This window comes from Pseudomonas sp. P20 (genome assembly GCF_016463925.1).
Classification (GTDB): domain Bacteria; phylum Pseudomonadota; class Gammaproteobacteria; order Pseudomonadales; family Pseudomonadaceae; genus Pseudomonas; species Pseudomonas aeruginosa.
The window spans coordinates 322015-334671 of sequence record NZ_JAEMVM010000010.1; the positions used below are offsets into that span (position 1 = coordinate 322015).

The 12657-nt window shown below is 67.0% G+C and carries 11 protein-coding genes; all 11 read left to right on the forward strand.

Annotation, left to right across the window (positions count from 1 at the left end; all coding sequences use genetic code 11):
* Nucleotides 1–26: 26 nt before the first annotated feature.
* The 11 genes from JHD77_RS15960 (at nucleotide 27) to JHD77_RS16010 (ending at nucleotide 12657) form a co-directional block, all read left to right on the forward strand.
* Nucleotides 27–1379 (forward strand): MmgE/PrpD family protein, encoded by a 1353-nt coding sequence (locus JHD77_RS15960; protein ID WP_004348281.1) that lies wholly within the window; start codon nucleotides 27–29, stop codon nucleotides 1377–1379.
* Nucleotides 1380–1434: 55 nt separating this feature from the next.
* Nucleotides 1435–2637 (forward strand): CaiB/BaiF CoA transferase family protein, encoded by a 1203-nt coding sequence (locus JHD77_RS15965; RefSeq protein WP_016561592.1) that lies wholly within the window; start codon nucleotides 1435–1437, stop codon nucleotides 2635–2637.
* A gap of 10 nt (nucleotides 2638–2647) precedes the next feature.
* Complete coding sequence (locus JHD77_RS15970) at nucleotides 2648–3475, forward strand: HpcH/HpaI aldolase/citrate lyase family protein (protein WP_003123245.1); 828 nt, start codon at nucleotides 2648–2650, stop codon at nucleotides 3473–3475.
* A 113-nt stretch (nucleotides 3476–3588) separates the two neighbouring features.
* Complete coding sequence (locus tag JHD77_RS15975; protein ID WP_003114244.1) at nucleotides 3589–4584, forward strand: TRAP transporter substrate-binding protein; 996 nt, start codon at nucleotides 3589–3591, stop codon at nucleotides 4582–4584.
* A gap of 48 nt (nucleotides 4585–4632) precedes the next feature.
* Nucleotides 4633–5271 (forward strand): TRAP transporter small permease, encoded by a 639-nt coding sequence (locus tag JHD77_RS15980; RefSeq protein ID WP_003114245.1) that lies wholly within the window; start codon nucleotides 4633–4635, stop codon nucleotides 5269–5271.
* Nucleotides 5268–6551, forward strand: coding sequence for a C4-dicarboxylate TRAP transporter large permease protein DctM (gene dctM, locus JHD77_RS15985; protein WP_003085927.1), 1284 nt, complete (start codon nucleotides 5268–5270; stop codon nucleotides 6549–6551). Before JHD77_RS15980 ends, dctM begins: the two co-directional genes overlap by 4 nt.
* A gap of 181 nt (nucleotides 6552–6732) precedes the next feature.
* On the forward strand, nucleotides 6733–8688 hold the full coding sequence (acs, locus tag JHD77_RS15990) for an acetate--CoA ligase (protein ID WP_003110260.1): 1956 nt from the start codon (nucleotides 6733–6735) through the stop codon (nucleotides 8686–8688).
* 540 nt (nucleotides 8689–9228) lie between these two features.
* Nucleotides 9229–10008 carry an ABC transporter substrate-binding protein gene (locus JHD77_RS15995; RefSeq protein ID WP_003085932.1) on the forward strand — a complete coding sequence of 260 codons (780 nt, stop codon included), beginning with the start codon at nucleotides 9229–9231 and terminating at the stop codon, nucleotides 10006–10008.
* 118 nt (nucleotides 10009–10126) lie between these two features.
* The gene (locus JHD77_RS16000) at nucleotides 10127–10816 is read left to right on the forward strand and encodes an ABC transporter permease (RefSeq protein WP_003085934.1); all 690 of its coding nucleotides are present in this window, start codon (nucleotides 10127–10129) and stop codon (nucleotides 10814–10816) included.
* 16 nt (nucleotides 10817–10832) lie between these two features.
* Nucleotides 10833–11531 (forward strand): ABC transporter permease, encoded by a 699-nt coding sequence (locus JHD77_RS16005; RefSeq protein ID WP_003085936.1) that lies wholly within the window; start codon nucleotides 10833–10835, stop codon nucleotides 11529–11531.
* 13 nt (nucleotides 11532–11544) lie between these two features.
* A complete protein-coding gene (locus JHD77_RS16010; RefSeq protein WP_003112610.1) occupies nucleotides 11545–12657 on the forward strand; it encodes a M14 family metallopeptidase in 1113 nt (370 codons plus the stop codon).

Genomic DNA, 12657 nt, shown 5'->3' on the forward strand with positions numbered 1-12657 from the left:
GGGACAACTACAAGAGAGCGTTGGTCATGACCGACTACACCCAGCAACTCGCCGGCTTTCTCGCCGGCCTGCGCTACCAGGACCTGCCGCCGGCGGTGTTGGCGCGGATGGAAGAATTGTTCCTCGACTGGCTCGGCTCGGCGCTGGCCGGCAAGGGCCAGCATCCGATCCCATTGTTCGAGCGCTACGCCGAACGCATGGGCCCGGCCGACGGTAGCGCGCAGATCCTGCCCAGCCGGCGGCGCAGCTCGCCGTATTTCGCCGCCCTGGTGAACGGCGCGGCTTCCCACGTGGTGGAGCAGGACGACCTGCACAACAGCTCGGTGCTGCACCCCGCGGCGGTGGTCTTCCCTGCTGCCCTGGCCGCGGCCCAGGACCTCGGCCGCAGCGGCGCCGAGCTGATCCTCGCGGCGGTGGCCGGCTACGAGGCCGGCATCCGCATCGGCGAATTCCTCGGCCGTTCCCACTACCGGGTGTTCCATACCACTGCCACGGTCGGCACCCTCGCCGCGGCAGTGGCGGTGGGCAAGCTGATGGACTTCGACCGCGAGCGCTTCGTCGACCTGCTCGGCAGCGCCGGAACCCAGGCCGCCGGGCTCTGGGAGTTCCTCCGCGACGCCGCCGATTCCAAGCAGTTGCATACCGCCAAGGCCGCCGCCGACGGGCTGCTCGCCGCCTATCTCACCGCCGACGGCCTGAGCGGCGCGCGACACATCCTCGAAGGCGAGCAGGGGATGGCCGCCGGGATGTCCAGCGACGCCGACCCCGAGCGCCTGGTGGATCGCCTCGGCAGCCGCTGGGCGTTGCTGGAAACCTCGTTCAAGTTCCACGCCTCGTGCCGCCATACCCATCCCGCGGCCGACGCGCTGCTGGCGCTGATGCAGCGCGAAGGGCTCGATCACTCGCAGATCGCCGCGGTCACCGCGCGGGTCCACCAGGGCGCCATCGACGTGCTCGGCCGGGTGGTCGAGCCGCAGACCGTGCACCAGGCGAAGTTCTCCATGGGCACCGTGCTGGGCCTGATCGCCGTGTACGGCAAGGCCGGCCTCGGCGAGTTCCATCGGCATGCGCTGAGCGACCCGCGGGTCGCAGCGTTCCGCGAGCGGGTCGAGATGCGCCTGGACCCGGAGGTCGACGCCGCCTATCCGCAGCGCTGGCTCGGGCGGGTCGAAGTACTGGATCGCGAAGGGCGGCGCCATACCGCCGCCATCGACGAACCCAAGGGCGATCCCGGCAATACCCTCAGCCGCGACGAGCTGGCCGACAAGTTCCGCCGCCTGCTGGCGTTTTCCGGCGCGGCCACCGGCGCCGAGGCGGAGATCCTTATCCAGCGCGCCTGGGGCCTGCGTCAGGCGCCTTCCGTAACGCCCCTGATCTGATCAACCGAACCAGCCGCACCTCGTCTTCGACGGACGAGGGCAGGGAGTCCGACCCATGACGCAATCCCACCAGCCGCGCCCGCTTGACGGCATCACCGTGGTCAGCCTGGAGCACGCCATCGCCGCGCCCTTCTGCACCCGCCAACTGGCCGATCTCGGCGCGCGGGTGATCAAGATCGAACGCCCCGGCGTCGGCGATTTCGCCCGCGGTTACGACGAGCGGGTCAACGGCCTGTCGTCGCACTTCGTCTGGACCAATCGTTCCAAGCAGAGCCTCAGCCTCGATCTCAAGCAGGCCGAGGCGCTGCCGTTGCTGGAGAAGCTGCTGGCCGGCGCCGACGTGCTGGTGCAGAACCTCGCGCCGGGCGCCGCCGCGCGCCTGGGCCTGTCCTACGAGGCGTTGCGCGAGCGCTTCCCGCGACTGATCGTCTGCGATATCTCCGGCTACGGCGAAGGCGGTCCCTACGAGAAGAAGAAGGCCTACGACCTGCTGATCCAGAGCGAGGGCGGCTTCCTTTCGGTGACCGGCGGCGCCGGGCCGAACGAGATGGCCAAGGCCGGCTGTTCGATCGCCGATATCGCCGCCGGCATGTACGCCTACAGCAGCATCCTTTCGGCCCTGCTGCTGCGCGAGCGCACCGGCGAGGGCAGCCGCATCGACGTGTCGATGCTGGAGAGCCTGGTGGAGTGGATGGGCTACCCGATGTACTACGCCTACCAGGACGCGCCGCCGCCGCCGCGCGCCGGCGCTTCGCACTCGACCATCTACCCCTATGGGCCATTCCCCGCCGGCGACGGCGGCACAGTGATGCTCGGCCTGCAGAACGAGCGCGAGTGGCGGGCCTTCTGCGACAAGGTCCTGCGCCGCCCGGAGCTGGCCGACGACGAACGCTTCTCGGCGAACTTCAAGCGCTCGGCCAACCGCGAAGAGCTGCGTGCGCTGATCGTCGAAGCCTTCGCCGCCTTGCCGGCCGCCGAGGTGGTGGCGCGCCTGGAACAGGCGCAGATCGCCAGCGCCCACGTCAACGACATGGCCGGGGTCTGGGCGCACCCGCAGTTACAGGCGCGGCAACGCTGGACCTCCATCGACAGCCCGGCCGGGCGCCTGCCGGCGTTGTTGCCGCCGGCCAGCAGCAGCGCCTTCGTTCCGCGCATGGATGCGGTGCCGGCGCTGGGCGGCGACAGCGACGCGCTGCTTGCCGAACTGGGCTGTACCGCGGCCGATATCCAGCGCCTGCGCGCGACCGGAACGGTATGAGGAGGCGGACATGAACCGACAGATCGTGCGCAGCGCGCTGTTCGTCCCGGCGACCCGCCCGGAGCGGATCCCCAAGGCCCTTGCCAGCGGCGCCGACCGGGTCATCGTCGACCTCGAGGATGCGGTGGAGGAGGGGCTGAAGGTCGAGGCGCGGGCCAATCTCCGGCGTTTCCTCGTCGATACGCCGGAAGCCCGGGTGCTGGTGCGGATCAACGCGGCGGAGCATCCCGGGCATGCCGACGACCTGGCGCTGTGCCGCGACCACGCCGGAGTGATCGGCCTGCTCCTGCCGAAAGTGGAGAGCGCCGCCCAGGTGCGCCACGCCGCCGTGGCCAGCGGCAAGCCGGTCTGGCCCATCGTCGAGAGTGCCCGCGGCCTTGCCGCGCTAGGCGAGATCGCCGCTGCCGCGGGGGTCGAGCGGCTGTCCTTCGGCAGCCTCGACCTGGCCCTGGACCTCGATCTCAACAGCGGCAGCAACGCAGCCGAACAGATTCTCGGTCACGCCCGTTACGCACTGCTCCTGCAATCGCGCCTGGCAGGCCTGGCGCCGCCGCTGGACGGCGTCTATCCGGCGATCCAGAACCGTGCCGGACTGGTCGAGGCAGTGCGCTTCGCTCGCGACATGGGCTTCGGCGGGTTGCTGTGCATCCATCCGAGCCAGGTCGAGCCGATCCACCAGACATTGATGCCGAGTCCCGCGGAACTGGAGTGGGCGCGTCGGGTGGCAGAGGCCGGCGCCTCCGGTGCCGGCGTCTTCGTGGTCGACGGCGAGATGGTCGACGCGCCGGTGCTGGGGCGCGCGCGACGCCTGCTGGAGCGGGCCGGGGAGGGTGGCTGAACGCGTTCGACAGACGCGAACGCGGGCTTGAGCAATGGCGAATTCTCCGAACGCGCCGGCTGCGTCAGGCTCGTCGATACCTCGAAAGCACAACAACAATCTGAGGTCACGAAATGTTCAAGACGATGGTACGGGCGCTGTTGTGCGCCCTGGCGATCGGTGGCTCCTGCCTGGCGAATGCCGCGCAGCCGATCGTCATCAAGTTCTCCCACGTGGTCGCGGAAAACACGCCCAAAGGCCAGGGCGCGCTGCTGTTCAAGAAACTCGTCGAACAGCGCCTGGGCGGCCGGGTCGAGGTAGACGTCTATCCCAACTCGTCGCTGTTCGGCGACGGCAAGGAAATGGAGGCGCTGCTGCTGGGCGACGTGCAGATGCTGGCGCCGTCCCTGGCCAAGTTCGAGCAGTACACGCGCAAGGTGCAGATCTTCGACCTGCCGTTCCTCTTCGACGACATCCAGGCGGTCGACCGCTTCCAGCGCAGCCCGCAGGGGCGCGCCTTGCTGACCAGCATGCAGGGCAAGGGCATCCTCGGCCTGGCCTACTGGCACAACGGGATGAAGCAGCTCTCCGCCAATCGCCCGTTGCTGGAGCCGGAAGACGCGCGCGGGCTGAAATTCCGCGTGCAGGCGTCCGACGTGCTCAACGAGCAGTTCCGCCAGCTCCGCGCGATCTCCCGGAAGATGTCCTTCGCCGAGGTCTACCAGGGCTTGCAGACCGGCGTGGTGAATGGCACCGAGAACACCTGGTCGAACTACGAGAGCCAGAAGGTCAACGAGGTACAGAAGTATTTCACCGAGTCCAACCACGGCTTGGTGGACTACATGGTGATCACCAACGCGAAGTTCTGGAACGGCCTTCCGGCGGACATCCGCGAAGAACTGCAGCGGATCATGGACGAGGTCACCGTGCAGGTGAACCTCGAGGCCGAGCGCCTCAACCGCGACGCCCGCCAGCGCATCCTCGCCAGTGGCGCCAGCGAGATCCATACCCTGAGCCCGCAGCAGCGCGCCGACTGGCGCCAGGCGATGCAGCCGGTATGGCAGAAATTCCGCGGCAATGTCGGTGCCGATCTGCTCCAGGCCGCCGAAGCTTCCAACCGTCCCGATTGACCCGTCCGGCCCCGCCCGGCCGGGCGGGGCATTGTGGAGAACGCTGCGATGAATCGACTCGTGCGCGTCTGGAACCGCTTCGAGGAGGGCGCTATCGCCTTCCTGCTGGCGGCGATGACGCTGGTGACCTTCCTCTATGTGGTGATGACCAACGTCTTCACCCTGTTCTACGACCTCGGCGACCGCCTGCCGACACTGCGGGCTCCGCTGTACTCGATGGGCGACGCGATCCTCGGGGTAGCCCAGGATATGTCCTGGAGCAACGCGCTGACCAAGGCGCTGTTCGGCTGGCTGATCTTCCTCGGCATCGCCTACGGCGTACGCACCGCCGGCCACCTCGGGGTGGATGCCCTGGTGCGCCTGGCGCCGCGTCCCTTGCAGCGCCTGATCGGGATACTCGCCTGCCTCTGCTGCCTGGGCTACGCCGGGCTGTTCATGGTCGCCAGCTACGACTGGGTGAAGACCCTGTTCGTCGCCGGCATCGGCGCCGAGGACCTCGACCACTTCGGCATCCTCCAGGCCTACATCGCGGTGGTGGTGCCGGTCGGCTTCGGCCTGGTGCTGCTGCGCTACCTGGAAATCCTCGTCAACCTGTTGCGCGGTCGCCAGCTCGGGCTGGGCCTCGCCGACGAGGCCGCCGAGGCCTCCAAACTGGCCGGCGAAGAGGCCGGGGAGAACCGTCCATGACCGTGCTGATCCTGTTCCTGCTGCTGTTCCTGTTCATGTTCATCGGCGTGCCCATCGCCATCTCCCTGGGGCTGTCCGGCGCCCTGACGATCCTGCTGTTCAGCCCGGATTCGGTGCGCTCGCTGGCGATCAAGCTGTTCGAGACCTCCGAGGCCTACACCCTGCTGGCGATCCCGTTCTTCCTGCTCTCCGGCGCGTTCATGACCACCGGTGGCGTGGCGCGGCGCCTGATCGACTTCGCCAATGCCTGCGTCGGGCATATCCGCGGCGGCCTGGCGATCGCTGCGGTGCTTGCCTGCATGCTGTTCGCCGCGCTGTCCGGTTCGTCGCCGGCGACAGTGGCGGCGGTCGGCTCGATCGCCGTGGCCGGCATGGTCCGCTCCGGCTATCCGCGCGCCTTCGGCGCGGGGATCATCTGCAATGCCGGGACCCTGGGCATCCTCATCCCGCCATCGATCGTGATGGTGGTCTACGCCGCCGCCACCGAGACCTCGGTGGGCAAGCTGTTCGTCGCCGGGGTGGTTCCGGGGTTGTTGCTCGGGGTGATCCTGATGGTGGTGATCTACATCGTCGCGCGGGTCAAGAAGCTGCCGGCGCAGCCGCGCGCCAGCTTCCGCGAGTGGCTGGCCGCCGCACGCCGTGCAGGCTGGGGCCTGTTGCTGCTGGTGATCATCCTCGGCGGCATCTATTCCGGGCTGTTCACCCCCACCGAGGCGGCGGCGGTGGCGGCGGTGTATTCGGCCTTCGTCGCGCTGTTCGTGTACAAGGACATGCGCCTGCGCGACTGTCCCAAGGTGCTGCTGGAGTCGGGGCGGCTGAGCATCATGCTGATGTTCATCATCGCCAATGCCATGCTCTTCGCCCACGTGTTGACCACCGAGCAGATCCCCCAGCAGATCACCGAATGGGTGGTGCAGGAAGGCCTGACCCCGATCGGCTTCCTGCTGATGGTCAACGTGGTGCTGCTGGTCGCCGGCAGCTTCATGGAGCCCTCGGCGATCGTGCTGATCCTGGCGCCGATCTTCTTCCCCATCGCCATGAAGCTGGGCATCGACCCGATCCACCTGGGCATCGTCATGGTGGTGAACATGGAGATCGGCCTGGTACACCCGCCGGTCGGCCTCAACCTGTTCGTCACTTCGGCGGTCACCGGCATGCCGCTGGGGGCGACCATCCGCGCGGCGCTGCCGTGGCTGATGATCCTGCTGCTGTTCCTGATCCTGGTGACCTACGTGCCGTTGATCTCGCTGTGGCTGCCGGGCCTGCTGGGCATGAGTTGAGGTCGCGGCGGCGGGGCGCGGGACGCGCTCCGCCGCTGGCGCAAGGCTACGATCGGCGCGGCTTATAGCTACTATCGGCGCTGTCGCGCAGTGGTAAGACCATGGTCGTATGGTTCGTGGGGTGTGCGCTCGCTACAACTGGGCACAACAAAAACAACACTCACGTACCGAGGTTAAAGCCATGTCTGCGGCATCCCTGTACCCCGTGCACCCGGAAGCGGTGGCACGGACCTTCACCGACGAAGCCACCTACAAGACGATGTACCAGCAGTCCGTCGTCAACCCCGACGGCTTCTGGCGCGAGCAGGCCCAGCGGATCGACTGGATCAAGCCGTTCGAGAAGGTCAAGCAGACCTCCTTCGACGACCATCACGTGGACATCAAGTGGTTCGCCGACGGCACCCTCAACGTGTCGCACAACTGCCTCGACCGTCACCTCGCCGAACGCGGCGACCAGGTGGCGATCATCTGGGAAGGCGACGATCCCGCCGACCACCAGGAAATCACCTACCGCCAGCTCCACGAGCAGGTCTGCAAGTTCGCCAACGCCCTGCGCGGGCAGGACGTGCACCGCGGCGACGTAGTGACCATCTACATGCCGATGATCCCCGAGGCCGTGGTCGCCATGCTCGCCTGCACCCGCATCGGCGCGATCCACTCGGTGGTCTTCGGCGGCTTCTCCCCCGAGGCCCTGGCCGGGCGCATCATCGATTGCAAGTCGAAGGTGGTGATCACCGCCGACGAAGGCGTGCGCGGCGGCAAGCGCACTCCGCTGAAGGCCAATGTCGACGACGCCCTGACCAACCCGGAAACCTCCAGCGTGCAGAAGATCATCGTCTGCAAGCGTACCGGTGCGGAGATCAAGTGGAACCAGCACCGCGACGTCTGGTACGACGACCTGATGAAGGTTGCCGGCAGCACTTGCGCACCCAAGGAAATGGGCGCCGAGGACCCGCTGTTCATCCTCTACACCTCCGGCTCCACCGGCAAGCCGAAGGGCGTGCTGCATACCACCGGCGGCTACCTGGTGTACGCCTCGCTGACCCACGAGCGGGTCTTCGACTACCGTCCGGGCGAAGTCTACTGGTGCACCGCCGACATCGGCTGGGTCACCGGCCACACCTACATCGTCTATGGCCCGTTGGCCAACGGCGCCACCACCATTCTGTTCGAGGGCGTGCCGAACTACCCCGACGTGACCCGCGTGGCGAAAATCATCGACAAGCACAAGGTCAACATCCTCTACACCGCGCCGACCGCGATCCGCGCGATGATGGCCGAAGGCAAGGCGGCGGTGGCCGGTGCCGACGGTTCCAGCCTGCGTCTGCTCGGTTCGGTGGGCGAGCCGATCAACCCGGAAGCCTGGCAGTGGTACTACGAGACCGTCGGCCAGTCGCGCTGCCCGATCGTCGACACCTGGTGGCAGACCGAGACCGGCGCCTGCCTGATGACCCCGTTGCCGGGCGCCCATGCGATGAAGCCGGGCTCCGCGGCCAAGCCGTTCTTCGGCGTGGTCCCGGCGCTGGTGGACAACCTCGGCAACCTGATCGAGGGCGCCGCCGAGGGCAACCTGGTGATCCTCGACTCCTGGCCGGGCCAGGCGCGGACCCTGTTCGGCGACCATGACCGCTTCGTCGACACCTACTTCAAGACCTTCAAGGGCATGTACTTCACCGGCGACGGCGCGCGCCGCGACGAGGACGGCTACTACTGGATCACCGGGCGGGTCGACGACGTGCTCAACGTCTCCGGCCACCGCATGGGCACCGCCGAGGTGGAAAGCGCGATGGTCGCCCACCCGAAGGTCGCCGAGGCGGCGGTGGTCGGCATGCAGCACGACATCAAGGGGCAGGGCATCTATGTCTACGTCACCCTCAACTCCGGGGTCGAGCCGAGCGAGGCGCTGCGCCAGGAGCTGAAGCAATGGGTTCGCCGCGAGATCGGTCCGATCGCCACGCCGGATGTGATCCAGTGGGCGCCGGGACTGCCGAAGACCCGTTCGGGCAAGATCATGCGGCGCATCCTGCGCAAGATCGCCGCGGCCGAGTACGACACCCTCGGCGACATCTCCACCCTTGCCGACCCGGGCGTGGTCCAGCACCTGATCGAGACCCATCGCTCGATGCAGGCCGCCTGACTTCCGCCTGATCCGAAACGACCCCGCGCGGTGCGAGCCGCGCGGGGTCTTTCATTTGGCGCGGGCCGAGGAGGAGGGCGTTTCGAATGGGCTCGCGCCGGGAATGGGGCGGCGGTAACACTTCGGTGATGCGCGCCTGCGCATAATTGGGGCGAGAGGAAACGCCACGCACAGCCAAGGTGCGACACGGGGTAGCAGTCGAGGTGAGTCGTAGCGGCCAAGCCATTGAAGGAGAAGGAATTGGCAATTTATGGCTTGAGATTTGCTTTACTCATTGATTACACTTCGCGCTTTCCGGGCACAAATGTCGCTGCCTGTCAATATCGCCGAATGCCCTCTTCGGTGCTTTTATAATTAGTTGTCGCATTGAAGAAATAACCACTTTCGGCCTGTCGCTAGAATGCCGCTCACCCCAGCTGGCGCCCTGTCCACGAGAAGGCGCCATGCGCAAGAGCCGGTGATCACGCATATCCGTCGGCAGCCTGGGCAAGGTTCTATTTCTCCTGCCAATCGATGCCATCCCCTTCGAAGGAGTTCCAGATGAAGAAGCTCGCACTTCTCGGCGCCCTGGCGCTGTCCGTGCTCTCCCTGCCCACTTTCGCCGCCGACAAGCCGGTGCGCATCGGCATCGAGGCGGCCTACCCGCCGTTCTCGCTGAAGACCCCGGACGGCCAGTTGGCAGGCTTCGACGTGGATATCGGCAATGCCCTCTGCGAAGAGATGAAGGTGCAGTGCAAGTGGGTCGAGCAGGAGTTCGACGGCCTGATCCCGGCACTCAAGGTGCGCAAGATCGATGCGATCCTCTCGTCGATGACCATCACCGACGAGCGCAAGCGTTCGGTCGACTTCACCAACAAGTACTACAACACCCCGGCGCGCTTCGTGATGAAGGAAGGCGCCAGCCTCAACGATCCCAAGGCCGACCTGAAGGGCAAGAAGGCCGGCGTGCTGCGTGGCAGTACCGCCGACCGCTACGCCTCCGCCGAACTGACCCCGGCCGGCGTCGAAGTGGTGCGCTACAACTCCCAGCAGGAAGCCAACATGGACCTGGTGGCCGGTCGCCTCGACGCGGTGGTCGCCGACTCGGTGAACCTCGAGGACGGCTTCCTCAAGACCGATGCCGGCAAGGGCTACGCCTTCGTCGGTCCGCAACTGACCGATGCCAAGTACTTCGGCGAAGGCGTCGGCATCGCCGTGCGCAAGGGCGATAGCGAGCTGGCCGGCAAGTTCAACGCGGCCATCGACGCGCTGCGCGCCAACGGCAAGTACAAGCAGATCCAGGACAAGTACTTCAGCTTCGACGTCTACGGTTCGAACTGACGCTATCCGTCAGAGGTGGCACAAACGTCCGCGACGCCTCGCGCTGTTTGTGCCACTTTTTTATTGACTGGACGCCACTGCTTTAGCGCTGCATTAGCTGCATAGAGGTACCGTTTTGATGATCACTGGCTACGGTGCGACCATCGTCGATGGCGCCTGGCTGACTCTCCAGCTGGCCCTGCTTTCCATGCTCCTGGCCATCGTCCTCGGCCTGCTGGGCGCGGCCTTCCGCCTGTCGCCGGTGCGCTGGCTGGCCTGGTGCGGCGACCTGTACGCCACGGTAGTGCGCGGCATCCCCGACCTGGTGCTGATCCTGCTGATCTTCTACGGCGGCCAGGGCCTGCTGAACTGGGTCGCCCCGCAACTCGGCTACGACGACTACATCGACCTGAATCCCTTCGTGTCCGGCGTCGGCACCCTCGGCTTCATCTTCGGCGCCTATCTCTCGGAAACCTTCCGCGGCGCCTTCATGGCGATTCCCAAGGGCCAGGGCGAGGCCGGCTACGCCTATGGCATGAGCCACCGCCAGGTGTTCTTCCGCATCCAGGTGCCGCAGATGATCCGCCTGGCGATCCCCGGCTTCACCAACAACTGGCTGGTGCTGGTCAAGGCCACCGCGCTGATTTCCGTGGTCGGCCTGCAGGACATGATGTTCAAGGCCAAGCAGGCCTCCGATGCGACCCGCGAGCCGTTCACCTACTACCTCGCCGTGGCCGGCCTGTACCTGCTGGTGACCAGCGTGTCGCTGCTGTTGCTGCGCCTGCTCGAACGCCGCTATTCGGTCGGCGTGAAAACCGCGGAACTGTGAGTCAAGGGGCCCTATCGTGATCTTCGATTTCTCCGTCATCTGGGACAGCCTTCCGCTCTATTTCGACGGCCTGCTGGTCACCCTCAAGCTGCTCTCGATCTCCCTGCTGATCGGCCTGCTGCTGGCGGTGCCGCTGGCGCTGATGCGGGTCTCCAAGCAGCCGCTGGTGAACTTCCCGGCCTGGCTCTACACCTACGTGATCCGCGGCACGCCGATGCTGGTCCAGCTGTTCCTGATCTACTACGGCCTGGCGCAGTTCGACGCGGTGCGCGAGAGCGCGCTGTGGCCCTGGTTGTCGAACGCCTCCTTCTGCGCCTGCCTGGCGTTCGCCATCAACACCAGCGCCTATACCGCCGAGATCCTCGCCGGCAGCCTGAAGGCCACGCCCCATGGCGAGATCGAGGCGGCCAAGGCGATGGGCATGTCGCGCCTGAAGATGTACCGCCGCATCCTCCTGCCGTCGGCACTGCGGCGCGCCCTGCCGCAGTACAGCAACGAAGTGATCATGATGCTGCAGACCACCAGCCTGGCGTCCATCGTCACCCTGGTGGACATCACCGGCGCCGCGCGGACCGTCTACTCGCAGTACTACCTGCCGTTCGAGGCGTTCATCACCGCTGGCCTGTTCTACCTGTGCCTGACCTTCATCCTGGTGCGCCTGTTCAAGCTTGCCGAGCGCCGCTGGCTGGCCTACCTGGCGCCGCGCAAATCCTGATCCGGAGGACCGCATGGAGCGTATCGACCACCTGCTGCCGTGGAGCACCCTGGGAAGCGAGAAGCGCCTGAGCGTGTTCCGCTTCGGCTGCGGCGCGCGCAAGGTCTACATCCAGTCCAGCCTGCACGCCGACGAGTTGCCGGGCATGCGCACCGCCTGGGAGCTGAAGCAGCGGTTGCGCCTGCTGGAGGCGGAAGGCCGCCTGCGCGGCACCGTCGAGCTGGTGCCGGTGGCCAATCCGGTCGGTCTCGGGCAGATGATCCAGGCGCTGCACCAGGGGCGCTTCGAAATGAGCAGCGGGCGCAACTTCAATCGCGATTTCCCCGACCTGCTGGACGCGGTGATCGACAGCGTCGGCGAGCGTCTCGGCAGCGATCCGGCGGCCAATGTCGCGCTGGTCCGCCAGGCCCTGCGCGCGGCGCTGGACGCCCTGCCGCCGGCGACCTCGGAACTGGAGGGCATGCAGCGCCTGCTGTATCGCCACGCCTGCGACGCCGACCTGGTGCTCGACCTGCATTGCGACTTCGAGGCCGCCATCCATCTCTATACCCTGCCGCAGCAATGGCCCGCCTTCGCCTCCCTGGCCGCACGCCTGGGCGCCGCCGTCGGGCTGCTCGCCGAGGAGTCCGGCGGCGGTTCCTTCGACGAGGCCTGCTCGGTGCCGTGGCTGCGCCTGTCGCGCCTGTATCCGCGCGCCGAGCTGCCGCTGGCCTGCCTGGCGACCACCGTCGAACTCGGCGGCCAGGCCGACACCACCGTGCAGCAGGCCGAGGCCAACGCCGCGGCGATCCTGGCCTTCCTCGCCGAGCAGGGCTTCGTCGAGGGCGAATGGCCGGCGGCGCCCGAAGCCTGCTGCGAAGGCTTGCCCTTCGAGGGCACCGAATACGTCCACGCCCCGCATACCGGCGTGGTGAGTTTCCTGCGCCGGCCGGGCGAATGGGTGGAGGCGGGCGAACCGCTGTTCCAGGTCATCGATCCCCTGGCCGACCGTGCCAGCACCGTGTGCGCCGGGGTTTCCGGCGTGCTTTTCGCCATCGAACGGATGCGCTACGCGCAGCCGGGACTCTGGCTGGCCAAGGTGGCCGGTCGTCAACCGATCCGTCAGGGACGCTTGCTCAGCGACTGA

What these genes read in the sequence shown, in the direction of transcription:
- JHD77_RS16000 (WP_003085934.1), top strand. Translation starts at nt 10,127, where the DNA reads ATGATCACTGGCTACGGTGCGACCATCGTCGATGGCGCCTGGCTGACT.
- JHD77_RS15960 (WP_004348281.1), top strand. Translation starts at nt 27, where the DNA reads ATGACCGACTACACCCAGCAACTCGCCGGCTTTCTCGCCGGCCTGCGC.
- JHD77_RS16010 (WP_003112610.1), top strand. Translation starts at nt 11,545, where the DNA reads ATGGAGCGTATCGACCACCTGCTGCCGTGGAGCACCCTGGGAAGCGAG.
- acs (WP_003110260.1), top strand. Translation starts at nt 6,733, where the DNA reads ATGTCTGCGGCATCCCTGTACCCCGTGCACCCGGAAGCGGTGGCACGG.
- JHD77_RS15995 (WP_003085932.1), top strand. Translation starts at nt 9,229, where the DNA reads ATGAAGAAGCTCGCACTTCTCGGCGCCCTGGCGCTGTCCGTGCTCTCC.
- JHD77_RS15975 (WP_003114244.1), top strand. Translation starts at nt 3,589, where the DNA reads ATGTTCAAGACGATGGTACGGGCGCTGTTGTGCGCCCTGGCGATCGGT.
- dctM (WP_003085927.1), top strand. Translation starts at nt 5,268, where the DNA reads ATGACCGTGCTGATCCTGTTCCTGCTGCTGTTCCTGTTCATGTTCATC.
- JHD77_RS15970 (WP_003123245.1), top strand. Translation starts at nt 2,648, where the DNA reads ATGAACCGACAGATCGTGCGCAGCGCGCTGTTCGTCCCGGCGACCCGC.
- JHD77_RS15965 (WP_016561592.1), top strand. Translation starts at nt 1,435, where the DNA reads ATGACGCAATCCCACCAGCCGCGCCCGCTTGACGGCATCACCGTGGTC.
- JHD77_RS15980 (WP_003114245.1), top strand. Translation starts at nt 4,633, where the DNA reads ATGAATCGACTCGTGCGCGTCTGGAACCGCTTCGAGGAGGGCGCTATC.